Source organism: Mesorhizobium sp. M0514 (assembly GCF_040321145.1).
Taxonomy (GTDB): Bacteria; Pseudomonadota; Alphaproteobacteria; order Rhizobiales; family Rhizobiaceae; genus Mesorhizobium.
Genome location: NZ_JAMYQZ010000029.1, coordinates 42,321 through 66,329 on the forward strand (window position 1 = coordinate 42,321; position 24,009 = coordinate 66,329).

General features: G+C 62.0%; 26 protein-coding genes and 2 pseudogenes. 7 read left to right on the forward strand and 21 right to left on the reverse strand.

Annotated features, from left to right (window positions below):
* Positions 1-34 precede the first annotated feature (34 nt).
* Positions 35-1,258 carry a bifunctional 2-C-methyl-D-erythritol 4-phosphate cytidylyltransferase/2-C-methyl-D-erythritol 2,4-cyclodiphosphate synthase gene (locus tag NKI61_RS14455; RefSeq protein ID WP_352839877.1) on the forward strand — a complete coding sequence of 408 codons (1,224 nt, stop codon included), beginning with the start codon at positions 35-37 and terminating at the stop codon, positions 1,256-1,258.
* Positions 1,255-1,764 (forward strand): CinA family protein, encoded by a 510-nt coding sequence (locus NKI61_RS14460; RefSeq protein ID WP_023696095.1) that lies wholly within the window; start codon positions 1,255-1,257, stop codon positions 1,762-1,764. Before NKI61_RS14455 ends, NKI61_RS14460 begins: the two co-directional genes overlap by 4 nt.
* Here NKI61_RS14460 and NKI61_RS14465 read toward each other — a convergent pair.
* From NKI61_RS14465 to eno, 12 genes are all read right to left on the reverse strand, one after another.
* On the reverse strand, positions 1,740-2,201 hold the full coding sequence (locus NKI61_RS14465; RefSeq protein WP_023710532.1) for a type II toxin-antitoxin system RatA family toxin: 462 nt from the start codon (positions 2,199-2,201) through the stop codon (positions 1,740-1,742). The two genes, NKI61_RS14460 and NKI61_RS14465, sit on opposite strands and share 25 nt — an antisense overlap.
* Positions 2,202-2,212: 11 nt before the next feature.
* Positions 2,213-3,178: a lipoyl synthase gene (gene lipA, locus NKI61_RS14470; RefSeq protein WP_023668921.1), complete on the reverse strand. Its 966-nt coding sequence runs from the start codon at positions 3,176-3,178 to the stop codon at positions 2,213-2,215.
* A 127-nt stretch (positions 3,179-3,305) separates the two neighbouring features.
* Positions 3,306-3,563 (reverse strand): GlsB/YeaQ/YmgE family stress response membrane protein, encoded by a 258-nt coding sequence (locus tag NKI61_RS14475; RefSeq protein WP_023668920.1) that lies wholly within the window; start codon positions 3,561-3,563, stop codon positions 3,306-3,308.
* 102 nt (positions 3,564-3,665) lie between these two features.
* Complete coding sequence (gene lpdA, locus NKI61_RS14480; protein ID WP_352839879.1) at positions 3,666-5,114, reverse strand: dihydrolipoyl dehydrogenase; 1,449 nt, start codon at positions 5,112-5,114, stop codon at positions 3,666-3,668.
* Between the two features lie 22 nt (positions 5,115-5,136).
* Entirely contained in the window at positions 5,137-5,778 is a 642-nt protein-coding gene (locus NKI61_RS14485) for an SGNH/GDSL hydrolase family protein (RefSeq protein ID WP_352839881.1), read from the reverse strand.
* A complete protein-coding gene (locus NKI61_RS14490; RefSeq protein ID WP_352839882.1) occupies positions 5,775-6,194 on the reverse strand; it encodes a hypothetical protein in 420 nt (139 codons plus the stop codon). Before NKI61_RS14490 ends, NKI61_RS14485 begins: the two co-directional genes overlap by 4 nt.
* A gap of 12 nt (positions 6,195-6,206) precedes the next feature.
* Positions 6,207-7,628 (reverse strand): pyruvate dehydrogenase complex dihydrolipoamide acetyltransferase, encoded by a 1,422-nt coding sequence (locus NKI61_RS14495; RefSeq protein WP_023710535.1) that lies wholly within the window; start codon positions 7,626-7,628, stop codon positions 6,207-6,209.
* Between the two features lie 2 nt (positions 7,629-7,630).
* Positions 7,631-7,936, reverse strand: a complete 306-nt coding sequence (locus NKI61_RS14500) for a hypothetical protein (RefSeq protein WP_023714177.1) — start codon at positions 7,934-7,936, stop codon at positions 7,631-7,633.
* Between the two features lie 26 nt (positions 7,937-7,962).
* Entirely contained in the window at positions 7,963-9,384 is a 1,422-nt protein-coding gene (locus NKI61_RS14505; protein WP_352839884.1) for a pyruvate dehydrogenase complex E1 component subunit beta, read from the reverse strand.
* 15 nt (positions 9,385-9,399) lie between these two features.
* Positions 9,400-10,446, reverse strand: a complete 1,047-nt coding sequence (pdhA, locus tag NKI61_RS14510; protein WP_023682559.1) for a pyruvate dehydrogenase (acetyl-transferring) E1 component subunit alpha — start codon at positions 10,444-10,446, stop codon at positions 9,400-9,402.
* A gap of 195 nt (positions 10,447-10,641) precedes the next feature.
* A complete protein-coding gene (locus NKI61_RS14515; protein ID WP_023682560.1) occupies positions 10,642-10,965 on the reverse strand; it encodes an FtsB family cell division protein in 324 nt (107 codons plus the stop codon).
* A 137-nt stretch (positions 10,966-11,102) separates the two neighbouring features.
* The gene (gene eno, locus NKI61_RS14520; RefSeq protein ID WP_352839886.1) at positions 11,103-12,377 is read right to left on the reverse strand and encodes a phosphopyruvate hydratase; all 1,275 of its coding nucleotides are present in this window, start codon (positions 12,375-12,377) and stop codon (positions 11,103-11,105) included.
* 186 nt (positions 12,378-12,563) lie between these two features.
* On the opposite strand from eno, the gene NKI61_RS14525 reads away from it, so the two are divergent.
* Both NKI61_RS14525 and NKI61_RS14530 read left to right on the forward strand, forming a co-directional pair.
* Positions 12,564-14,054, forward strand: coding sequence for a glycoside hydrolase family 19 protein (locus NKI61_RS14525; protein ID WP_352462429.1), 1,491 nt, complete (start codon positions 12,564-12,566; stop codon positions 14,052-14,054).
* 109 nt (positions 14,055-14,163) lie between these two features.
* Positions 14,164-14,286, forward strand: coding sequence for a hypothetical protein (locus NKI61_RS14530; protein ID WP_023835249.1), 123 nt, complete (start codon positions 14,164-14,166; stop codon positions 14,284-14,286).
* Between the two features lie 82 nt (positions 14,287-14,368).
* Here the strand turns inward: NKI61_RS14530 and NKI61_RS14535 are convergent, their stop codons facing one another.
* The 6 genes from NKI61_RS14535 to NKI61_RS14560 all read right to left on the reverse strand — a co-directional run bounded on the left by NKI61_RS14535 (position 14,369) and on the right by NKI61_RS14560 (position 17,461).
* Positions 14,369-14,734, reverse strand: coding sequence for a PRC-barrel domain-containing protein (locus NKI61_RS14535; protein ID WP_023668909.1), 366 nt, complete (start codon positions 14,732-14,734; stop codon positions 14,369-14,371).
* A gap of 83 nt (positions 14,735-14,817) precedes the next feature.
* Complete coding sequence (locus NKI61_RS14540; RefSeq protein WP_023668908.1) at positions 14,818-15,021, reverse strand: dodecin family protein; 204 nt, start codon at positions 15,019-15,021, stop codon at positions 14,818-14,820.
* Between the two features lie 97 nt (positions 15,022-15,118).
* Positions 15,119-15,997: a 3-deoxy-8-phosphooctulonate synthase gene (kdsA, locus tag NKI61_RS14545; protein WP_023706540.1), complete on the reverse strand. Its 879-nt coding sequence runs from the start codon at positions 15,995-15,997 to the stop codon at positions 15,119-15,121.
* Positions 15,994-16,866 (reverse strand): VOC family protein, encoded by an 873-nt coding sequence (locus NKI61_RS14550; RefSeq protein WP_352839887.1) that lies wholly within the window; start codon positions 16,864-16,866, stop codon positions 15,994-15,996. The genes kdsA and NKI61_RS14550 overlap by 4 nt, the downstream gene beginning before the upstream one ends.
* 55 nt (positions 16,867-16,921) lie before the next feature.
* The gene (locus NKI61_RS14555; RefSeq protein WP_023696086.1) at positions 16,922-17,212 is read right to left on the reverse strand and encodes a Dabb family protein; all 291 of its coding nucleotides are present in this window, start codon (positions 17,210-17,212) and stop codon (positions 16,922-16,924) included.
* 114 nt (positions 17,213-17,326) lie between these two features.
* Positions 17,327-17,461, reverse strand: coding sequence for a hypothetical protein (locus NKI61_RS14560; protein ID WP_023688440.1), 135 nt, complete (start codon positions 17,459-17,461; stop codon positions 17,327-17,329).
* A gap of 259 nt (positions 17,462-17,720) precedes the next feature.
* Here NKI61_RS14560 and NKI61_RS14565 point away from each other — a divergent pair, with 259 nt between their 5' ends.
* Entirely contained in the window at positions 17,721-18,971 is a 1,251-nt protein-coding gene (locus tag NKI61_RS14565) for a class I SAM-dependent methyltransferase (protein WP_352839889.1), read from the forward strand.
* A gap of 61 nt (positions 18,972-19,032) precedes the next feature.
* On the opposite strand, the pseudogene NKI61_RS14570 reads toward NKI61_RS14565, so the two are convergent.
* Together NKI61_RS14570 and NKI61_RS14575 are read right to left on the reverse strand one after the other, a co-directional pair.
* Positions 19,033-21,011: pseudogene (locus tag NKI61_RS14570) on the reverse strand (bifunctional 2',3'-cyclic-nucleotide 2'-phosphodiesterase/3'-nucleotidase).
* A gap of 141 nt (positions 21,012-21,152) precedes the next feature.
* A complete protein-coding gene (locus tag NKI61_RS14575; protein ID WP_352839890.1) occupies positions 21,153-22,418 on the reverse strand; it encodes an NAD(P)/FAD-dependent oxidoreductase in 1,266 nt (421 codons plus the stop codon).
* A 181-nt stretch (positions 22,419-22,599) separates the two neighbouring features.
* On the opposite strand from NKI61_RS14575, the gene NKI61_RS14580 reads away from it, so the two are divergent.
* A complete protein-coding gene (locus tag NKI61_RS14580; protein ID WP_352511965.1) occupies positions 22,600-23,265 on the forward strand; it encodes a 5-formyltetrahydrofolate cyclo-ligase in 666 nt (221 codons plus the stop codon).
* Here the strand turns inward: NKI61_RS14580 and NKI61_RS14585 are convergent.
* Positions 23,262-23,735 carry an Lrp/AsnC family transcriptional regulator gene (locus NKI61_RS14585; protein ID WP_352511963.1) on the reverse strand — a complete coding sequence of 158 codons (474 nt, stop codon included), beginning with the start codon at positions 23,733-23,735 and terminating at the stop codon, positions 23,262-23,264. The two genes, NKI61_RS14580 and NKI61_RS14585, sit on opposite strands and share 4 nt — an antisense overlap.
* A 155-nt stretch (positions 23,736-23,890) precedes the next feature.
* On the opposite strand from NKI61_RS14585, the pseudogene NKI61_RS14590 reads away from it, so the two are divergent.
* Positions 23,891-24,009: pseudogene (locus NKI61_RS14590) on the forward strand (alanine dehydrogenase); the annotation flags it as partial.

Consider the following 24,009-nt stretch of genomic DNA (forward strand, 5'->3'; position numbering starts at 1 on the left):
GCCTTCGCCATAAGCCGCGACTAAGCCTCTCGGCATGACAGACGCAAGCGAAAAACCGGCCGAGGCGACGACCGACAAGGTCGGCGTGGTCATCGTTGCAGCCGGCCGCGGCGCGCGCGCCGGACAGGCCGACGGGCCGAAGCAATATCAGCGCGTCGGTGGCCGTGCCGTCATCGCGCGCACGCTGGAGACATTCCTGGCGCATCCCGAAATTGGTCCCGTCGTCGTCGCCATCCATGCCGATGACCGCGCGCTTTTCGACAAGGCAGCCGGCCTGTATGCCGAGCGGGTTAGCGCCGTGGTCGGTGGCGAGTCGCGCCAGGCCTCGGTCCGGCTCGGCCTGCTGGCGCTGAGGGATCGTACGCCCGGCCGTGTCCTTGTCCATGACGCGGTGCGGCCGTTTGTCGACGCGGCCCTGATCGACCGTACCATCGCGGCCATTGGCGAGCGCCAGGGCGCGCTGCCCGCTTTGCCTGTCGCCGATACGCTGAAGCGCGAGTCGGCGACCGGCATGATCGAGGAGACGGTGCCAAGGGCCGGCCTTCATGCCGCGCAGACACCGCAAGGCTTTCCGTTCTGGCCGTTGCTCGCCGCGCACGAAAAGGCCCATCATCTCGGCAAGACGGATTTCACCGACGATGCCGCGATTGCGGAATGGGCGCATATTCCGGTGAAAATCGTCGAGGGGTCGCCGGACAATGTCAAACTGACCTGGGCAAGGGATATTGCGATGGCGGATCAACGGCTTACTGGTGAGCGTTTTCCAGACATTCGCACCGGCAATGGCTATGACGTGCACGCTTTCGAGGCCGGCGACCATGTCACTTTGTGCGGCGTCGCCATTCCGCACGGCAAGAAGCTTTCCGGCCATTCGGATGCCGATGTCGGCCTGCACGCGCTGACCGATGCGCTGCTCGCCACTTGCGGCGCCGGCGACATCGGCACGCATTTCCCGCCTTCCGATCCGCAATGGAAGGGCGCGGCGTCAAAGATCTTCGTCGAGCATGCGGCCAGGTTGGTGCGCGAACGCGGCGGCCGCATCGCCAATGCCGACATCACGCTGATCTGCGAGGCGCCGCGCGTCGGCCCGCATCGCGAGGCCATGACCAACGCGTTGTCGGCGATGCTGGGCATTTCCAGCGATCGCATCTCGATCAAGGCGACGACGAACGAGAAACTCGGCTTTGTCGGCCGCGAGGAAGGCATCGCCGCCATCGCCACCGCCAGTGTCGTCTTCCCCGGGGAGGTTCCCGCATGAACAACAGCGATCTTGCCAACGCCCTGCTCCAGGTCTGCCAGCAACGCGGCATCATGCTGGCGACGGCGGAGAGTTGCACCGGCGGCATGATCATCTCGGCACTGACCGACATTGCCGGCTCGTCCGCTGTCGTCGATCGCGGCCTCATCACCTATTCCGATGAAGCAAAGATGGAGATGCTCGGCGTCTCGCCCGCCACACTCGAGGCGCATGGCGCCGTCTCGCGCGAAACGGTTCTGGAGATGGCGGAGGGCGCTCTGGCCCGCTCGCGCGCCGGGCTTGCGCTTGCCGTCACCGGCATTGCCGGCCCAGGCGGCGGCTCGCCGGAAAAACCGGTCGGCCTCGTCTGGTTCGGAGTTGCCCTAAGAGGTGGGCCGGTGGCTGCCGAGCTCAATATGTTTGCCGACAATGGCCGCGACTTCATCCGCCGCGAGACGGTCAAGCATGCGCTGGAGATCGGCCTGCGCGCGCTGGGCGACACTCATGAGATGGGCGTCGTTCCGTAGATGACGTCCGCACGTTTTTCGAACGCTTCGGAAAACATGCGGAAGGCGCGATCGAACATGGTGCCCATCAACACGCCGAGGATACGGCTCTTGAACTCGTAGTCGATGAAGAAGCGAACGTTGCAGCCGCCGCCGTCGGCCGGCTCGAAGCGCCAGATATTGCTTAGATATTTGAACGGCCCATCGATGTATTTGACGTCGATTGTGTTCTCGTCCGGCTTCAACAGCACCTGCGTCGTAAAGGTCTCGCGGATCGCCTTGTAGCCGATGCTCATATCGGCGAGGAGAATGGTGCGGCCATCACGCTCCTTGCGAGAGCGCACCGTCAGCGCCTCGCAAAGCGGCAGAAATTGCGGATAGGTCTCGATATCGGCGACCAGAGCAAACATCTGCTCCGGCGTGTGGGCAACGCGGCGTGTGGCTTCGAATTTCGGCATTGAAGCAGGATTTAACTGGCTTTTTTGAGCTGCGCCTCACGCGCCGCCCGCAGCCTGGCGAAATCGTCGCCGGCATGATGCGACGAGCGCGTCAGCGGGCTCGACGCCACCAGCAGGAAACCCTTGGTCTTGCCGATCGTCGCGAAGGAGCTGAATTCCTCCGGCGTGACGAAGCGGATCACCGGGTGGTGTTTCTTCGACGGCTGCAGATACTGGCCAATGGTCATGAAGTCGACATTGGCCGAGCGCAGGTCGTCCATCAGTTGCAGGATCTCGTTCCGCTCTTCGCCGAGGCCGACCATGATGCCGGACTTCGTGAAGATCGACGGGTCGAGCTCCTTGACGCGCTGCAACAGCCGGATCGAGTGGAAATAGCGAGCACCCGGCCGCACCGTCAGGTAGTTCGACGGCACGGTTTCGAGATTGTGGTTGAAGACATCGGGCTTGGCCGCCACGACGATCTCCAGCGCGCCCTCCTTGCGCAGGAAATCGGGCGTCAGGATTTCGATCGTGGTCAAGGGCGTCGCTGCTCGGATCGCCCGGATAACCTCGGCGAAATGCTGCGCGCCGCCATCGGCAAGATCATCGCGGTCGACCGAGGTGATGACGACATGGGTCAGCCCCATCTGCTTGACGGCATGCGCGACACGCGCCGGCTCATCGGCATCGAGCGCGGTGGGAATGCCGGTGGCGACATTGCAGAAGGCGCAAGCGCGCGTGCAGATCTCGCCCATGATCATGAAGGTGGCGTGCTTTTTTTCCCAGCACTCGCCGATATTGGGGCAGCCGGCCTCTTCGCACACCGTGACCAGCTTGTGCGACTTCACGATCTCGCGGGTTTCGGCATAGCCCTTGGACATCGGCGCCTTGACGCGGATCCAGTCGGGTTTGCGCAGCACGTCCTGATCAGGCTTGTGCGCCTTCTCGGGGTGCCGCAGGCGCGGCGCGTTGGCGATCGTGTCGAGGACGGTGACCATCTCAAACCTGACTTGTTGGCGTCTGCCCGTCGGCATTCGCCCTTCTGACGTCATCTAGGACTTTTCGGTGCAAAGAAAAAGGCCGCGGCGGCGCATGCCGCCACAGCCTTTTTCGCATAGCGGTAGTCTAGCGGCGTATCAGCCGCCCGGCAAAGATCAGCAGGCAGGCGCCGATGAAGCCGGTGATCAGGTAGGCGAGCCAGCCGACACCGAAGGGTTCGATGTTGAGCGCCCTGAGAATTGCGTTCAGCACCACCGCGCCGACAATGCCCATAATGATGTTCATCAAGACGCCGGTATTGCTCTTCATGACCATCTCGGCCAGCCACCCGGCCAAACCGCCGATGATGATGGCCGCAATCCAGCCCACGCCATTCACGTCCATATGCCAACTCCTCCAGTGTCAGGTGAAAATGCATCCGGAAACGAACTGTCTTGCCGTAAGGTTCCTCCGGCGCATGCGTCTGAGTCTCGCGGCAGCAATTTATCACACGTTGAGCGCACGGCCATAGGCATCAAGCACGCTTTCCTTCATCATCTCCGACAGCGTCGGATGCGGGAAGATGGTGTGCATCAGTTCTTCCTCGGTGGTCTCCAGGTTCATCGCCACGACAAAGCCCTGGATCAGCTCCGTCACCTCGGCGCCGACCATATGCGCGCCGAGCAGCTGGCCGGTCTTCTTGTCGAAGATGGTCTTGATGAAGCCCTGGTCCTCGCCAAGCGCGATCGCCTTGCCGTTGGCGCCGAACTGGAAGCGGCCGACACGAATGTCCTTGCCTTCGGCCTTGGCCTTGGCTTCGGTGAGCCCAACCGATGCGACCTGGGGGTTGCAATAGGTGCAGCCCGGGATCTTCAGCTTGTCTGTCGCATGCACGCCCGGGAAATTGGCGATCTTTTCGATGCAGACCACGCCCTCATGCTCAGCCTTGTGAGCCAGCATAGGCGGCCCGGCGACATCGCCGATGGCGTAGATGCCGGGCACATTGGTCTTGCCGTAACCGTCAATGACGACACAGCCGCGGTCGGTCTTCACGCCGAGCGTCTCGAGGCCGAGATTCTCGATGTTGCCCTGCACGCCGACGGCGGAGATCATGCGGTCGGCCGTGATCTTCTCGACCTTGCCGTCCTTCATCTCGACGTGTGCGGTGACGGAGTTGGCGCCCTTTTCGACCTTGGTCACCTTGGCCTCGAGGATGATCTTCATGCCTTGTTTCTCGAACTGCTTTTGCGCAAATTTCGAGATCTCGGCGTCCTCAACCGGCATCACCGCCGGCAACAGCTCGACCACCGTCACCTCGGCACCCATGGTGCGATAGAAGGAGGCGAACTCGATGCCGATGGCGCCCGAACCCATGACCAGCAGCGATTTCGGCATCTCCTTCGGCACCATCGCTTCAAAATAGGTCCAGATCAGCTTGCCGTCCGGCTCGATGCCGGGCAGCGCGCGAGGCCGGGCGCCGGTGGCGAGAATGATGTGCTTGGCGGTATAGGTGCCCTCGCCCTTGACGCCCTTCGGCACCGGCGGCTGCGGCTCCATCGGTTTCTTGGCCGTCTTGGAGACGACGATTTCACCTGGCTTTGAAAGCTTGGCCTCGCCCCAGATGACGTCGACCTTGTTCTTCTTCATCAGGAAGGCGACGCCGCCATTGAGCCTCAACGACACTTTGCGCGAGCGGTCGACGACAGCGGCCGTGTCGGCGCTGACCTTGCCGCCTTCGAGCTTCAGGCCGTAGTCCTTCAGATGGTCGGAATAGTGCATGATCTCGGCCGAGCGCAGTAGCGCCTTGGTCGGGATGCAGCCCCAGTTGAGGCAGATGCCGCCGAGATGCTCGCGCTCGACGATGGCAGTCTTGAAGCCGAGCTGGGCGGAGCGCACCGCCGTGACATAGCCGCCGGGGCCTGAGCCGATGATGATCACGTCGTAGGATTCAGCCACGGGGTTTCTCCCTGATTTTTCTCTAGAGTTCCAGCATCACGCGCACCAATGGCGCCAGCGCCTGGCCGATATTTCGCGTGTTTTCGGCATCGAGATGGACGCCGTCGATCGGTGTGGTCTCGGCCACCGTGCCGGCATCGAAAAAGCCGCAGCCGGCCTCGTCGGCGAGCGCGGAATAGTGCGGCGCCAGCCGCTTCGATGCCTCGTCGCCGCCGGCAAACATTTCCTTGAATTCGGCATTGTCCGTGCGGCTGACCGCTGGTGGCGCGACGATCAGGATTTGCGGCGCGGCCCAGTCGAACGGGTAATCGTGGCCGCGCACGATGTCGATCAGCCGCTGCACGCCCTGCTTGGCCGCGACCGGATTGCCGTGGATCCAGGGCTTCATGTCGTTGGCGCCGAGCATGATGATGATCAGGTCGAGCGGCGCATGGCTGGTCAGGATTGTCGGCAGCACCTTGGCGCCGTTGCGGTCCGCACCGGCCAGATGGTCGTCGAATGCCGTGGTGCGACCGTTCAGCCCTTCGGCGATGACCTCGGTATCATCGTCGCCCAGCGCCGCCTTGAGCACGCTCGGCCAGCGATTATCCAGAGCATGGCGCCCGAGGCTCGCCGCGTCGTAGCCCCAGGTCAGGGAATCGCCATAGCAGAGGATCGTCTTCATGCACCCGCACCCGCCTCCGCCTTAAGCCCGCGCCGCACGCGCCATCCCACGAACAGCCACTGCACGATAACCGTGGCGATGCTTGGCAAAATCAGACCGGCGCCAACGGGAAGATCGCCCGACCACTGGGCCTTGCCCGGCGGCTGCGAGAAGGTCCAGGCAATCAGCCCGATTCCGGCCAGCACGAACAACGTAATCCCAACAAGCCCCGCCAGGTTTATCGCCCTTTGCGGATTTGGCACGAACTGCGCGATGAAAAATACCACCGTCGCAACGATGGTGACCAGCGCCGAAACCATGAACACCAGGATGTATTCCGAATTCGCATTGGTGGCGATTGCCAGCCACAGCGCCGCCAGCCCGCCGGCCAGGCCGGAAAGGATCAGGGCGAAAAGGCTGGTGACGAATTTCCGCACAGCCTTTCCTTCCTAGACCAGCATGCCCATCGGATTTTCGATCATGCGCTTGAAGGCGACCAGAAGTTCGGCGCCGAGCGCACCGTCGACGGCGCGGTGATCGGTCGACAGCGTCACCGACATGATATTGGCGATTTTGATCTCGCCATTCTTGACCACCGGCCGCTGCTCGCCCGCACCCACCGCCAGGATCGTCGCATGCGGCGGGTTGATGACGGCGGCAAAGTCCTTGATGCCGAACATACCGAGATTGGAGACAGCCGTCGTGCCGCCTTGATATTCCTCAGGCTTCAGCTTGCGGCTGCGGGCACGGCTCGCCAGATCCTTCATCTCGTTGGAGATAGTGGACAGCGTCTTTTCGTCGGCGTGGCGGATGATCGGCGTGATCAGGCCGCCGGGGATTGACACGGCAACGCCGACATCGGCGTGCTTGTGCTTGACCATGGCGCTTTCGGTCCACGATGCATTGGCATCCGGCACCGCCATCAGCGCCATCGCCATCGCCTTGATCACCATGTCGTTGACCGAGAGTTTGTAGACGGGAGCCTCGCCCTTGTCGGTCTTCTTCGTCGGAGCAGCCGCATTGATCTGTGTGCGCAGCGCCAGCAGCGCATCGAGCTCGCAGTCGAGCGTCAGGTAGAAATGCGGGATGGTTGTCTTGGCCTCGACCAGGCGGCGCGCAATGGTCTTGCGCATATTGTCGTGCGGGACGAGCTCATAGGACCCTTCGGCAAACAGCTTCAGCACCTGTTCGTCCGACATCGCCTTGGGTGCCGCAGCCGGAGCCGCAGGTGCCGGAGCGCCGGCAGGTGCGGCTTTCGCGGCCGGTGCAGCCTTGGCGCCACCGCCGGCAATCGCCGCCTCGACATCGGCCTTGACGACACGGCCATGCGGGCCGGTGCCACTCACAGCGGACACATCGACGCCGGCGTCCTTGGCTATGCGCCGCGCCAGCGGCGAGGCGAAAGTGCGCTCGCCTGACGATTGGCTGATCTCCCCCCTTGTGGGGGAGATGGCCGGCAGGCCAGAGGGGGGCGCGACAGACTGAGAGGTCGGCGGGACAGCGCCCCCCTCTGTCGACTTCGTCGACATCTCCCCCACGGGTGGGGAGATTGACGCCTTGTCCTGCTTGGCATCGGCTTTCGCGGGCGCGGCATCGCCACCACCCTTTGCCGCCGCCCCTGCATCCTCGCCTTCGCCGGCGAGAATGGCGATCAGCGCATTGACCTTGACGCCTTCGGTGCCGGCCGGAACGACCAGCTTGGCGACCGTGCCCTCATCGACGGCCTCGACTTCCATCGTCGCCTTGTCGGTCTCGATCTCGGCGATCACGTCGCCCGGCGAAACCTTGTCGCCCTCCTTGACCAGCCACTTGGAAAGATTGCCCTCTTCCATCGTGGGCGAGAGTGCCGGCATGGTGATGTTGATTGGCATAGTTACTCTCCCTGCAAGCCAGCCGGGCTAACCACGGCAAGTTCTAGACGTTTGCCTTTGAATTCCTTGCCAATCGATCGGGCCAAGAAGAAATTCAAACAAAGGAATGATGCTACAAGCCCAAGGCATGCTCCCCCAACAGAGCTCAGTACCTGAATTGCCTCATGGCGAAGTCCAAAAAAACCGCCAATGAACCCAATGACGAACCCAACAATCGCGCCAGCAACAAATCCACAAGCGATACTAGACAGGAAGCTCCGCCAAAATAGAGACCAAGCTATTCTCCTCACATCTGCCATCGTCGCCATTTCTGCCTCCCCCGCAAGAAAGACCGTCAGCGATACGTGACGGCTTTGACCGCCTCTATGACCTCGCCGACATTGGGCAAAGCCAGCTTTTCGAGGTTCGCCGCATAAGGCATCGGCACGTCCTTGCCGGCGATGGTGATGACCGGCGCGTCGAGGAAATCGAAGGCGCGCTGCGAAACCTGGTTGGCGATGTGGTCGCCGACCGAACTTTGCGGGAAACCTTCTTCGACCACGATCAAGCGGTTGGTCTTCTTCACCGAGGCAATGACGGTGTCGAGGTCGAGCGGACGGATGGTCCTGAGATCGATGATCTCGGCATCGATGCCCATGCCGCGCAGCTCGGCTTCCGCCTTGATGGCATAGGTCATGCCGATGCCGAACGAGACGATGGTGACGTCCTTGCCCTGCTTGTGAATGCGGGCCTTGCCGATCGGCAGCACGAAATCGTCAAGCTTCGGCACGTCGAAGGACTGGCCGTAGAGGATTTCGTTTTCGAGGAAGATGACCGGGTTCGGATCGCGGATCGCTGCCTTGAGCAGGCCCTTGGCGTCGGCCGCCGTATACGGCATCACCACCTTTAGCCCGGGAATATGGCTGTACCAGGCGGCATAGCACTGCGAATGCTGGGCGCCGACGCGGGCGGCAGCCCCGTTCGGTCCGCGGAACACGATCGGTGCGCCCATCTGGCCGCCCGACATATAGAGCGTCTTGGCGGCGGAGTTGATGATCTGGTCGATCGCCTGCATGGCGAAGTTGAAGGTCATGAATTCGACGATCGGCTTCAGGCCGGCCATCGCCGCACCGACGCCGACGCCGGCAAAGCCGTGCTCGGTGATCGGCGTGTCGACGACGCGGCGCGGCCCGAATTCCTGCAGCAGCCCTTGCGTGATCTTGTAGGCGCCCTGGTATTCCGCGACCTCCTCGCCCATGACGAAGACATCGCCGTCGCGGCGCATTTCCTCGGCCATGGCATCGCGCAAGGCCTCGCGCACCGTGGTCGAGACCATCTCGGTGCCGGCGGGAAGATCGGGATCGGCCGCAGGTTTGGCCGCCGGAGCGGCGGGAACTGCCTTCGGAGCCTCGCCGGCATCCTGGGGAGCCGCTTTTGAACCTTCCTCGGCTGCATCGGTCCGCTGACCGCCAGCGGAAACGGCATCCTGGGTGGAGCCAGGCTTGCCGCTCTTTTCGACGTCGCCTGCACTTTCGCCGTCCTGCAGCAACACGGCGATCACCGCATTGACCTTGACGCCTTCGGTGCCGGCGGGAACCACGATCTTGCCGATCGTGCCTTCATCGACGGCCTCGACTTCCATCGTCGCCTTGTCGGTTTCGATCTCGGCGATGACATCACCGGCGACGACCTTGTCGCCCTCGTTCTTCAACCACTTGGTAAGATTGCCCTCTTCCATGGTCGGCGAGAGAGCGGGCATGAGAATTTCGATCGGCATGTCCTTGCCCTCCCGTTACAATACGATGTCGGTCCAGAGCTCGGACGGATCCGGCTCTGCGTCGTGCTGGGCAAATTCGGCAGCGTCGGCGACGATGTCGCGGACTTCCTTGTCGATGTTCTTGAGCTCGTCCTCGGTCGCCCACTTCTTGGCCGTCAGCCGCGCCTTGACCTGCTCGATCGGATCATGATCCGAGCGCATCTTCTGCACTTCTTCCTTGGAGCGGTATTTCGCGGGATCCGACATCGAGTGACCGCGATAGCGATAGGTCTGCATCTCGAGGATGATCGGACCGTTGCCGGCACGGCACCATTCGGTCGCCTGATCGCCGGCGGATTTGACCGCACGCACATCCATGCCGTCGACCTGAATGCCGGGAATCTTGAACGATGCGCCGCGATGCGAAAAATTGGTTTCCGCCGACGAGCGCGACACCGAGGTGCCCATGGCATAGCGGTTGTTCTCGATGATGTAGATCACCGGCAGCTTCCACAGCGAGGCCATGTTGAAGCTTTCATAGACCTGGCCCTGGTTGGCTGCGCCATCGCCGAAATAGGTCAGCGAGACATTGTTGTTGTCGCGGTAGCGGTTGGCGAAGGCCAGCCCGGTGCCGAGCGAAACCTGCGCGCCGACAATGCCGTGGCCGCCGTAAAAATGCTTCTCCTTGGAGAACATGTGCATGGAGCCGCCCTTGCCCCTCGACAGGCCACCACGGCGTCCGGTCAGCTCTGCCATGACGCCCCGCGGTGACAGTTCCATCGCCAGCATGTGGCCATGGTCGCGATAGGCGGTGATCATCTGGTCGCCGTTGATCAGCGACATCTTCATGCCGGTGACGACCGCTTCCTGGCCGATATAGAGGTGGCAGAAGCCGCCGATAAAGCCCATGCCGTAGAGCTGGCCGGCCTTTTCCTCGAAGCGACGGATAAGCAGCATGTGCCGGTAGGCGGCAAGCTCCTCGTCCTTGGTGAAGTCGGCCGGCTTGGGGGCGGAAAGCCCCGTTGATTTGGCGGATGTCGATTTAACGGATTTGGCAGGCGCTTTTTTGGCGGCGGTGGCCATGCATCACTCCCTGTTGGCGTCTCTTCGCGGACACTAAAGCAGACCATGTCTGCTCCGGGGAGGATCAGCTCCTCCCCACCGATTGGAAGGAAGCTAACATGCGAGACGGCGTTTCGCCATGCAGAAAAACGCATGGCTGGCATGCGCCTAAACGCCCAGAATCGTTAGAGATATCAGCGATTAACCGAAATTCGGTTATTTCGAATTGGCCGGCAGCATGATGGTGATTTCATCGGGCTGGGACAGATTGAGCGCCCGGCGTGCCTGCTCGTCGAGCATATCCTTTTCAAGCGTGCCCTCATGCATCAGCTGGACGCGCCGCTCCAGATCGATCCGGCGCGCCTTGATGGCATCGTACTTGGCCTGCAATTCGATGGTCTGCGCTTCGAGCTGATATTTGGAATTGATGCCGAACTCGCCATGATAGGCATGGAAGCCGAAATAGGCCAGGAACGCCACGCAAAGCGACGGGATGATCAGCCGGCCGGTGTTTCTCTGCTTGTGCTGGCGTGTCCACATGGTCGCAATCCTTTGACCGCCATTTGTCGCTCGATTGTGCTTAATGGACGGTTACGGACAGGTGCATTAGCCAGCGGCCGCAACGAAAAAGGGCGGGAAAATCCCGCCCTTCGTCGTTTTCGCCAGTTCGGCAGAATTTAAGCTTTGACCACCGACTTGCCGGCGTAGCGCGCCTGCTTGCCGAGCTCTTCCTCGATGCGGATCAGCTGGTTGTACTTGGCCATGCGATCCGAGCGCGACAGCGAACCGGTCTTGATCTGCCCGCAATTGGTGGCGACGGCGAGGTCGGCGATGGTCGAATCCTCGGTTTCGCCCGAACGGTGCGACATGACGGCTGTGTAGCCTGCCTTGTGCGCGGTCTCGACAGCGTCGAGCGTTTCGGTGAGCGAGCCGATCTGGTTGACCTTGACCAGGATCGAATTGGCGACACCCATGCGGATGCCGTCGCGCAGCCGCGCCGTGTTGGTGACGAAGAGGTCGTCGCCAACCAGCTGCGTCTTGTTGCCGATCAAATCGGTCAGGTACTTCCAGCCCTCCCAGTCGTCCTCGGCCAGGCCGTCCTCGATCGAGATGATCGGATAGTCGGCGGCAAGCTTGGCCAGGTACTTGGCCTGCGCCTTGGGATCGCGGGTCCTCTTCTCGCCCTCATAGACGTAATTGCCGTCCTTGAAGAATTCGGTCGCCGCACAGTCGAGACCAAGCGCGATCTCCTCGCCCGGCTTGAAGCCGGCCTTCTCGATCGATTCCATGATGAAATCGAGCGCCACCGGCGCACTCTTCAGATTGGGCGCGAAGCCGCCTTCGTCGCCGACATTGGTGTTGTGGCCGGCATCCTTGAGCTTCTTGCGCAGCGTGTGGAAGATTTCCGAGCCCCAGCGCACGCCTTCGCGCAGCGTCGGCGCGCCGACCGGCAGGATCATGAATTCCTGGAAATCGATCGGATTGTCGGCATGCGCGCCGCCATTGATGATGTTCATCATGGGCACCGGCAGCAAATGCGCCTTGGTGCCGCCGACATAGCGGTAGAGCGGCAGGCCGGCGGCTTCCGCCGCGGCCTTGGCGACCGCCAGCGAGACGCCGAGGATGGCGTTGGCGCCGAGCCGGCTCTTGTTGGGCGTGCCGTCGAGCTCGATCATGGTCTGGTCGATGTGGATCTGGTTTTCGGCTTCCAAGCCGCCGATCGCCTCGAACAGCTCGCCATTGACGGCCTCGACCGCCTTGAGCACGCCCTTGCCGAGATAGCGGGCGCCACCGTCGCGCAGTTCGACGGCCTCATGCGCGCCGGTCGACGCGCCCGACGGCACCGCGGCGCGGCCCATCGAGCCGTCTTCGAGGACGACGTCGACCTCGACGGTCGGACTTCCACGGCTGTCCAGGATTTCACGCCCGACAATGTCGATGATGGCGGTCATTGCGATGTCCCCGATTGATCGATTGAAAGCGTCGCGCCCCTCTTAGCCAAAGTGCCGCAAAAGGCAATCAGGAATGGCATGAAATAATGGTGACAGTCGCCCCATGCGCTCAGGCCGTGGGGCATGGGCGACGCCATCTGAACGCAAACAGCCCGCCCTGACGTCATATGTCTGGCGCGGCATGGGGTGGGTGCCCCGCCCCTGCGGCAATGCCTTTGTCACGAAACCAGGCGGCACACAAACTCCACCCGATGCTTCAAAAGAGGCTACCGCCAACGTGACAAACTTCACAATGCAGAGAATTCGAAGATGTTAGGGTCACATCTACAACGCGAACTATTTGGCGACCACAGTGAAATCAACAAACTTGAACTCTTTGGGGAGGCGGCAATGGCAGCGATTTCAGGTACTGGCTGGGAACTTCTTATTAGCCGCAAAGTCGAGCATATGAGGGGCACCAGACGCAGGACAGTTGGTACCTATAAAGTCTTTCACAACGGCACGGCAGTAACGGGTCTATCGGGGTTCGTGTGTGAATCTCGCGGCCCAGGCGACAATTCCAAAGAAGACAATGGCAGGCGCATCGAGCCCGGCACCTATCCGCTGGCGACACAGGCCGGAGGCAAATATGTGACGATCGGCTACACTGGCGCCAAGACGCCACCCAAACCTGGACTCGAACTGCTGAAGACCAACAAGCGCACCGAAATCCTGATCCATCCGGGCGTCAATTTCCTGTCCAGCGTCGGATGCATCAACCCGACGAAGAAGGTGAGCGGTCCGCTTTCCGACATGGATTTCACGGAGAGCCGGACACGCGTAATCGCCCTCATCGACGATCTGAAAACCTTTGCCGGCGGTGGCTTCCCGAAAAGCAACGGCAAGCGAATCCCCAATGCTTCGGTGGTCGTCGAAGGCGAACCGGTGCTGTCGACCGAGAGTGTCGAGAGCGTGCTCGAAGCCGTTGCGGGCGATCCGAACAAGGGTTTGCCAGCAGCGGTCTTCCAGAAATTCGCGCAGAGACCGGCAAGCGGTTCCAAGCGAACAATCTATGACGGTTACATCGGCGCCTTTACCTCCGACAAAGGCCTCAAGACACTTGGCGATCATGGGGTGTGCAACAACTATGATCGGCTGATGCATTTCTTCGCTCAAGCGGCGATGGAAACCGGTGGCTTCACCCTCATTCGCGAATCCCTGACCTACACGACCGTGGCGGCAATCCGGAACGCATGGAGGTCGCGAGCCGCGGGCAAGACCGATCAGTGGATCGAGGACAACCTGCTGCGCAAGCCGCAAGCCCTGGGCGACTGGGCCTATGGCGGCCGCATGGGCAATGTGAAAGGAACGTTGGACGGCTTCAATTTCCGCGGCGGCGGCACGTTCCAGACCACCGGGCGCGACGCGTACACGGCCAAGGGCAAGCTCGCCAAGGTCGACCTCGCCAATCATCCTGAACTGATCGAGGATCCGCAGATTTCGCTGCTCGCAGCTTGCGCCGAATGGAAAGGGTCAGGCTGCAATGCCTTTGCCGATGCCGGCCTGATTAAAAAGATCTCGCGCGCGATCAACGTCGGCAACGCCAATTCCACCACGCCGGCCAATGGCGAAGCGGATCGGATCGCCTGGCACGAAAAGATTTTCAAGGCGGTGAAGAATGCCGGACTCCTCGGCTGAGCATGCCTCGGATCACGTTCGGCAACACCACGTCATCATAATTCAGAGATAACAATCTCTGTGTCGACTAGGATGGTGATGCGCGGGGCGAAACAGGAGGAGTTTCGCCATGTCCGAGTTGAGCGGTATCGTGAGTTTGTTCCTGATCGCGGCGGCGTTCCTGACGTCGTGCGATACGCAGCAGCCGCCAAAGGCGGCGACGCAGCTGTCCACGCTTCATGCAGCAGAATAATTTAGAAACTGTCGGGTTGCACTGAAAAGGCCCCCGTTTCGGAATTCGGGGGCCTTTTCACGTCAGGCGTCAGCGCAGCTGATCAATGCCAATACGGCGTGACCTTGTAGTAATCATAGGAAGCATCACGTGCGGCCTCGCCATCGGCGCCGGCCAGTTCATTGATCGAATAGGCGGGTGCTGCCTTCAGCTGCTCCTTCGAGAACGGCACGACATAGCCGCCCTTGTCCTCGTCATAGTCGAGGCTCGCCCACGGAATGGCGTGATACTTCTCGCCAATGCCGAGAAATCCACCGAACCCGATCACCGCGAACATGATGCCGTTCGACGTCTTGTCGAGCATGATGTCCTCGATGCTGCCGATGCTCGTGCCTTCGGTGTTGTAGACCGACGTGCCGATGACGCGCGAAGCGGCGATGGCTTCGGTGTGGCCTGTCTGGGTGGTCATGGCTGCTGCTCCTCATGTCGTTGATCGATACTTTGACAATGAGGTGCGCGGGCGAAAGTTCCCGTTTTTCGAGCGGCGGGCGGTTACTCCGCGAGGATGAACGTCACCTTCATGTTGACGCGATAGGCCGCGATCCTGCCGTCCTCGACGACGATCTTCTGGTCCTGGATCCAGGCGCCTTCCACGTTCTTCAGGGTCTTTGAGGCGCGCTCAATCCCCTTCTCGATGGCGTCCTGAAAGCTCTTTTTCGACGACGACGTGATTTCGGTGACGCGGGCGACGGACATGGCTTCCTCCTGCCAAGACGCTCATTTGCAGCAGCGAGCCTACAGCCGGCTTATGCCTTCCACAAGCAGGGCAGCGCGCGCGCCATCGCCGAATCCATCAGCCTCGGTTCAGGTCAGCAGCATTCTTGGCGATGCGGTCGAATGCCATCAGTCTTTCGAGCAGCGCCGGCATGTCCTTCAGCGGCAGCATGTTGGGCCCGTCGGAGGAGGTCGAATTGTCGGGATCCTGGTGGGTCTCTATGAACACGCCGGCGACGCCGACGGCAACGGCAGCCCGCGCCAGCGTCTCGACAAAGCGGCGCTCGCCACCGGAGGAACCGCCCTGCCCGCCCGGCTGCTGCACCGAATGGGTGGCGTCGAAAATCACCGGCGCGCCGATCTCGGCCATCACGGGCAAAGCCCGCATGTCCGACACCAGCGTGTTGTAGCCGAAGGAAGCGCCGCGCTCGGTGGTCAGCACATTGGGGTTGCCGGAGCCGGTGATCTTGGCCACCACGTTCTTCATGTCCCAGGGCGCCAGGAACTGCCCCTTCTTGACGTTGATCACCTTGCCGGTCTTGGCCGCGGCGACCAGCATGTCGGTCTGGCGCGACAGGAAGGCCGGAATCTGCAGCACATCGACATGGTGCGCTACGATCGCGCACTGCTCCTCGGTGTGGACATCGGTCAGAATGGGAAGCGAAAACGCCTTGCGCAACTCGTCGAACACCGGAAGCGCCGCGTCCATGCCGGCGCCGCGCGTTGCCGACAGCGAGGTGCGGTTGGCCTTGTCGTAGCTGGTCTTGTAGACGAGGCCGATGCCGAGCTTGCCGGTCAGTTCCTTCAGCGCGCCGGCCATGTCGAAAGCGTGCTGGCGCGATTCGAACTGGCACGGGCCGGCGATCAACGCCAAGGGCCCGCTGTTGTCGAAGACGACGTTGCCGACGGTTACCGACGAATTCGGCGCCATCGAATTAGGCCCTTGCGGCTTGCTCATGGGGTCTCCCGGAAGATGAAAGCCGCGCCCTGTCCGGATGCCGGCTGCACGACGATTTCGTTGCCCGCTATATCGTGCCCGACGGCGTTGTCTGCAAGCAGCCTCGCGACAGCGCCGACACTGCGGGCCGAAAAGACGATCGCGGCGAAGCGAAGGTCCGTCGGCGCGCCAGCCGACATGCCGAAGCGCTCAGCGAAAGCCGCGGGCTTGAGAACGCTCAAACGCGCGTTCGCCAGGTCGAACGCCGTGCTGCTCCTCTGCCTCGAACCCGTCGCTGTCTCGATCAGGTGGCGCTTTTCGGATGGCACGCCGCTGACCGCAACGATTTCGGCAATGCCGGTCACGCCATTGGCATGAGCCTGCAGCGCCGTACGGTCGATTTGAGGGGCGTTGATCCGCTCGCAAGCGAACAGAAAGGCGTCCATCGTCTCGGCGCCGGCGGCGAAAGCCAGTTTGAACGAGGCCATGTCGCTCTTTCCGGCCGTGTCGGTGAAGGCGCGGGAAAAGCTCAGTACGTCTCCCGCCGACAGGCCGGCTTTGATAAAGCGCGCATGGTCCGCATCGGCATCGTCGGTGGCCAGCACCACGGCGGAAAAGCCCTCATCGCCCAGCCTGGCGCGATAGAGCCGGTCGCGCGCGACAAAGACATTGCCGCCGGCGATCGCACTCGCTGCCAGCTGTTCGTTCCCAACCGCCAGCGGTTCGAGATAGGTGCCGTCGGCAAGGAAGACGCAGCAATTTTCGGTGCCGAAGGGATGAATGCCGGTTGGCGCGACGATGAAGCCAAGCGATGTCAGCCGCGCCCGCGCCACGGCGAGGCTCGCCGTCGGCAACACAAGATGGTCAAGCGGATGGATCGTGCTGGTCATGCCGGCGCGGTGTGCATCATTCCGGAAATCGGTTCAAGGCCTCTTGCCAGCCCGATCAGGCCGTCGCCACGATATCGGCCGAATAGCGCAATTCGCGCAAGGGTTTGACCCGGCTGGTCGTCTCGGCATAGAGCGGGTGCGCCTTGTATGCGGCAAGCGCGGCATCATCCTCGAACTCGGCATAGACGACCACGTCGATCGCATCCGACAGCGGATCGACCTTGGTGTTGAGCGTCACCTCGAAGAGGCTTGAATGCGGGATCTTGCCCAGTGTGAGCAAGCCTGTGCGCACGGCCTCGACATCGTCCTTGCGCCGCGCGCTGAAGAAAACGATATGCCGGATCACGCCTGCCTCCACGTTCGATTTGCAGCATGTTTTGTGTGAGCGGGACCGTCGCGTCAACCGCCACGATGTCGCGCCCGGCAATGCCGGCAGGCGACTTTGCAGAGGCGCAAAAAGCTAGGCTTTGCCGGTGACGTAGCGCACGACGCGCGACATCTCCCTGACCGTCGTGTCGAGATAGCGGCCCTGATTGTAGAGGCCGTCCCAGATCAGGAAAAAGGCGATGGCGACGATGACGATGACATAACGCATGGCTGAAACTAACGTATGTGGCTGTTCGTAACCATAGCGATTTCGCCGAGGGCCGCGCTCTCCCGCGGATTCTGGCCTCAGGCCGGCAAGCTGGGCCAGCGCCGCACGAAGCTTGCCTCTTGAAGTTTCGGCCAATGCCATGGAAGATTGTGGCGAAAATTCACGCAGGCTACGGCGTTCGCGCCTGGCGAATGAAATTGGAGGATGTGGAGGCCGGCAGATCTTGCGCCGCCCCCGCGGAAGTCCAGGGGGGTGTGAGATGGCTGTCAGGGAATACAAAGGCATCGGCGACGCCATCAGGCTGGACGAACTCAATTTCGCCGAGATGGTCAAGGGCCTGCCGGCCAAGGCGCGCATGGTGCTGTCGGCGGCGATGAAATTGCCGCGCGGTTCGCTGAAGGTGAGGATGCCGGATGGCCGGGCGGTTCTTGTCGGCGGCAACGGACCCGGCCCGGATGCCGAACTGGTGTTGAAGAACTGGCGCCTGCCCGGCCGTGCCTTTTCCGGCGGCACCATCGGCGTTGCCGAATCCTACATGGACGGCGACTGGGAAAGCCCTGATGTAACCAGCTTCCTGGAATTGTTCGTCGTCAACTCGGCCGTTGGCGAACGCATTGCCGGCGGCGCCAGTTGGCTCATCAACACGGTCCAGCGCATCCGCCACTGGTTCAACGAAAACACCCGCACAGGCTCGAAGCGCAACATCTCGGCGCATTACGATCTCGGCAACGCCTTCTACAAGCAATGGCTCGATCCCAGCATGACCTATTCGTCGGCGCTCTATGCGACCGGCGCCAACGACCTGGAAAGCGCTCAGGCCGCCAAATACCGCGCGCTGGCCAAGGATACGGGTATCGGCAAGAAGGACCATGTGCTCGAGATCGGCTGCGGCTGGGGCGGTTTTGCCGAATTTGCCGCGCGCGAGATCGGCTGCCGCGTCACCGGCCTGACCATCAGCCGCGAACAGCACGATTTCGCCAAGACGCGCATCCAGAAGGCGGGACTGTCTGACAAGGTCGACATCAAGCTGCAGGATTACCGAGACGAAACGGGCACTTACGACCGCATCGCCTCGATCGAGATGTTCGAGGCGGTCGGCGAAAAATATTGGCCGGTATTTTTCGGCAAGATGAAGGCATGCCTGAGGCCCGGCGGCACCGCCGGCCTGCAGATCATCACCATCAACGAGGCCGCTTACGACACCTATCGGGCGCGGCCGGATTTCATCCAGCGCTATGTCTTCCCCGGCGGCATGCTGCCGACGCCGTCGATCCTGAAGACGCTGGGCAGCGACCATGGCCTTTCCCATCTGCGCGAGCGCGTCTTTCCGGACGACTATGCCCGCACGCTTGCCGAATGGCGCAACCGCTTCTGGGCGTCGTGGGAAAAGATCGTCCCGCTCGGCTTCGACGACCGCTTCAAGAAGCTTTGGGAATTTTATCTCCACTATTGCGAAGCCGGCTTCAGGGCCAGCTACATCGACGTGCGCCAGGTGGTCTACAAGGCCTGATCCGAAGCGTGATTGAGCGGGCGTATGCCCGCTCGTTTTCCCTGTTACCTGCGCGTTTGCCTCAAAGCAGGATGCGATACTTCGCAAACCCGGATTCGCCCTCGCCGGCCGGCTCGATCTTGAGCGATTTCACTCCCGATATAAAATCCTTCGCTTTGGGCCCGGTCTCGAACACGACACTGGTGCCGGGCAGCGGCGTGAACGACCAATTGTCGTCGGCCGAGGGGTTGATCGTGCCTTCGCTGACGACGTAGCGCACGATCACGTCGCGGTTGGTGTCCGGCGCCTCGTAGATGATCTTCGAGGCATTGATGTCGGGGAAATTGCCGCCACCGCCGGCGCGGTAATTGTTGGTGGCGACGACGAATTTCGCTGCCGGATCAATAGGCTTGCCGTCGAAGCTGAGGCCGACGATGCGGTTCGAGCCGGCATTGGCGACGCCACCCTTGGCATCGTATTTTGGCGGCTGCGACAGGTCTATTCTGTAGCTGACGCCATCGATCACATCGAAATTGTAGGACGGGAATTCGGTGTCGATGAGCGCCTGGTCGGCTTTGCCCGGCTCGATCTTCCTGAAAATGCCGGCCGACATTTCCAGCCATTCCTTCACTTGCGCGCCGGTGATTTCGACGGCACGAACCGTGTTCGGATAGAGATAGAGGTCGGCGACGTTCTTGATGGCGATGTCGCCCACCGGCACGTCGGTATAGTAGTCGGCGCCGTTGCGCCCGCCGGCCTTGAAGGGTGCTGCCGCCGACAGCAGCGGCACATCCTTCCACTGCGTGCTCTTCAATATGTCCTTGAGGTACCAGCTCTGCGCCTGGTTGACGATCTGCACCGACGGATCGTCGGCGACCAGCGCGAAATAGGAATAGAGCGGCGCCGAGGTCTTGCCGACCGGTCGGCGGACATAGGCAAGTGTCGCCTCATGGTCCGCCTTCAGCGCATCGACGACGCGCTGGTCGTCCGCCACCGTCGGCTTGTTTGCCTTGTCGACGCGCTGGTAGATCGGCCTTGCCTCCGATGTGGCCGAGGCTACGCGCCATTTCGATCCGTCCCGTTCCAGAAGCAGATCGATCAGTCCCATATGCGAGCCCCAGAAACCGCCCATCACGGCGGGCTTGCCCTGCAGCGTGCCTTTCTCGGTGTCGACGCCTTCGAGCGCCTGAAAATCCTTCTTGCCGGGGAAGACGAGATGCTGATGGCCGGTGAACACCGCATCGATGCCTTCGACGCCGGCGACGAAGAAGGAGGCGTTCTCCATGCCGTCGCCCTGCTTGATATCGATGCCGGAATGCGAGAGCGCGATGACGATGTCGGCGCCCTCCTCCTTGATCTGCGGCACCCATGCCCTGGCCGCCTCGACGATGTCGCGCGTCCTGACATTGCCTTCCAGGTTCTTCAGGTCCCAGACCATGATCTGCGGCGGCACGAAGCCGATGATGCCGATCTTGATCGGCTGCTCGGCGCCCGACCCGTCCTTGATCTTCTTGTCGAGGATGACATAGGGCTTGAGGTAGAGCTTGTCGTCGCGCGGGTTGGCGGCAAGCTCGGTGCCGCGGATCAGATTGGCGCAGACGAACGGGAAATTGGCCCCGGCCAGCACCTTGTCGAGGAACGACAGGCCGTAATTGAACTCGTGATTGCCGAGCGTCGAGCATTCATAGCCCAGCAGGTTCATGCCCTTCATGATCGGATGCAGATCGCCTTCCTTGAGGCCCTTCTCATAGGCGATGTAATCGCCCATCGGATTGCCCTGCAAAAGATCGCCATTGTCGATCAGCATCGCATTGGTGGCTTCCTTGCGCACCGCCGCTATCAGTGAGGCCGTCCGCGACAGGCCCATCGTGTCGTTGGCTTTGTCTGCGTAGTAGTCGTAAGGCAGCACATTCACATGGATGTCGGTGGTCTCCATGATCCTCAGATGCGCCTGATTGGATGCGCGCGGGCGGAAAACGGATGCAGCATGATCAGCGCCCCGCTGGCGGCCGCACCGGCAAGCAAACTACGGCGGGAGACGGGGTAGTTGAGATGCGGCATTGGTTTTCCTTCCCAGCGACATGACAAGATCCCAGCCCCGAGCGGAAGCTTCGCGCCGAAAACCGGCCATGTCCATCGGGAAGTCAGTCGATCAGCTAAAGGTGACGGCTGGATGAATATCCTTGGCCGCGGTTGAGAACCTCAGCCCTTGTTATCATCGCCCTGGGTGATCAGCCGCGCGCTGCGCTGGCCGGTGAAATAGATCCATAGCCAGCTAAGCGAAACCGAGAGCCGGTTGCGAAAACCGATCAGGAAGTAGATATGCGCCACGCCCCACAGCCACCAGGCAAGCCATCCCGTGAGCTTGATCGAGCCGAAATCGATCGCGGCTGCCCACTTGCCGATCGTCGCCAGGTCGCCGGCATGTTTGTAGCGGAAAGGGCGCGGCGCGCTATCGCCGGCCAGCCGCGCCCTGATCGTCGCGGCAACATGCTTGCCCTCCTGCTTGGCCGAGGGCGCCACGCCGGGCACCGGTTTGCCGTCCGGCCGCAAGACATGCGCGGTGTCGCCGATGACGAAGATTTCAGGACTGTTCGGCACGGTCAGATCGGGCTCGACCATTACCCTGCCCGCCCGGTCCACCGGCGCGCCCAGCCACTCTCCCGCGGGTGAAGCCGCCACGCCGGCGGCCCACAGGATGGTTCGCGCCGGCAGATGCGTATCGCCAAAGACGACGCCTTCAGCATCGAGGCGCGTGACGGCGCGGCCAAGCTCGACCGTGACGCCCCGCAGCTCCAGCGCCTTGCGCGCATAGTCGGACAGCTTTGGCGCGAAATTGGCTAGGATCCTGTCTCCGGCCTCGACCAGCACCACACGCGCCTCACGCGTGTCGATGTTGCGGAATTCGCCACGCAGCGTTTCATGCGCGAGCTCGACAATGGTGCCGGCAAGCTCCACGCCGGTCGGGCCGCCGCCGACGATGACCAGTGTCAGCAGTGCCTGGCGCTTGGCCGGATCGGTCTCGCGCTCGGCCTGCTCGAAGGCGAGCAGGATGCGCCGGCGAATGGTGGTTGCGTCTTCAAGCGTCTTCAGCCCGGGCGCGAAAGGCTCCCATTCGTCGTGGCCGAAATAAGCATGACGCGCGCCGGTGGCGAGCACCAGCGTGTCGTAGGGAACAGAACTGCCGTCCTCAAGCAGCACGCGTTTGCCTGGACGGTCGACGCCGGTGACGTTGCCGAGCAGGGTCGTCACGTCCTCGCGCTTGCGCAGCAGATGACGGATCGGCCAGGCAACTTCCGAGGTCGCCAGCGAGGTGGTCGCCACCTGGTAGAGCAGCGGCTGGAAAAGGTGATGGTTGCGCTTGTCGATCATGGTGATGCGCACGGGTGCGCCGGCCAGCGCCCGCGTGAGTTCGAGACCGCCGAACCCTGCGCCGACGACAACGACATGATGGCTGGTTTCACTCATCGCATTCACCCCTGTTTGTCTCCCTTTATCTAGTGATTTTTGTGCACCGCAACAATGTCGCGGCGCGCTAGACTGCCGCGCGTAAGGCTGCCCAGGACTCGTCGCCGGATGTCGCGAATGCCTATGTCGGCAAGCCTGGACGGGTATAGCCTTGCAGGGGCTGGAACCACGGGAGTGAAGCATGGCCAACGACGATGACAAAGATGGCAAAGGGCGGGCGCAATATTCTTCGCCGCCTTGCTTCATGCACGAACTCGATCCGGAATTTCGCGCGCCCACGTCCGATTGGACCGATGTGCGCCGTTGGCGCAAGGCCGAGCGCGAGCGTCTGATCGCGGCACGGTTGGCGGTTTCGGCCGATGCGCGGGTGGCGATGTCGCGGGCTATCACCGAAGGCCTCGACGCGGCAATCGGCGACATTGCCGGCCGCATGGTCAGCCTCTACTGGCCGTTTCGCGGCGAGCCGGACCTGCGGTCGTGGATGGCGTCGATCAACCAGCGCGGCGGCCGCACGGCACTGCCAGTCGTCATCGAGAAGGGCCAGCCGCTGATCTTCCGCGCTTATGTGCCTGGCGACCGGCTGGAAAAAGGCGTCTGGAACATCCCTATCCCCGCCGAAGGCGACCCGGTGCTGCCCGACATCGTCATCTCGCCGATCGTCGGCATCGACCCGCGAAACTACCGCCTGGGCTATGGCGGTGGCTTCTTCGACCGCACGCTGGCTGCCATGCCGTTCAAGCCATTGGTCATCGGCGTCGGCTACGAACTGCAGCGCATAGCCACCATCTACCCGCAGCCGCACGATATTCCGATGGATAGGCTGGTGACCGAGGCTGCTCAGGGCTAAGCCAGTTCCGGCTTCATGCCCATGGCCGTGCGATCGACGATCTCGCGCAGGGCAAACGACGAATTGATCTTGGTCACGTGCGGCATCGCCGACAGCCATTCCTTGTGGATGCGCTCATAGTCGACCAGGTCCTTGGCGGCGATGCGCAGGATATAGTCATATTCGCCCGACATCAGGTGGCAGGACAGCACATTGGGGCAGCGCTTGATCGCCGCCTCGAAATCCGACAGCGTCTTTTCGAATTGTCCCGACAGCGATATGTGCACGATCGCCGTCATCTGGTGGCCGAGCGCTGCATTCGAAAGCCGGGCGTGATAGCCGCGGATGGTGCCGGATTTCTCCAGATTGTCGAGCCGGCGCGAACAGGCCGACTGCGACAGGCCGACCCTTTCGGCGAGCGCCGCATTGGGTATGCGGCCATCCTTCTGCAGTGCCTCGAGAATGGCGACATCGATCCTGTCGAGCGGCATTTCTCGTGATTCCTGCGAAATTTCCTTGACTTCGCGCAACGATTATCGAAACGCGTGACCCCGCGCAAGCGCATTCGCAAACACCTGCGCAACGATTCGTGGTTCACTCGGTTGATACAGGGAACGAGCCCGAAGGGCCGGATCAGGAGAAGACTATGCGCGTCGGTTGCCCCAAGGAAATCAAGAACCACGAATACCGCGTCGGCCTGACGCCGGGCTCCGTCCGCGAATATGTCGCGCATGGCCATGAAGTGCTGGTCGAAAGCGGCGCCGG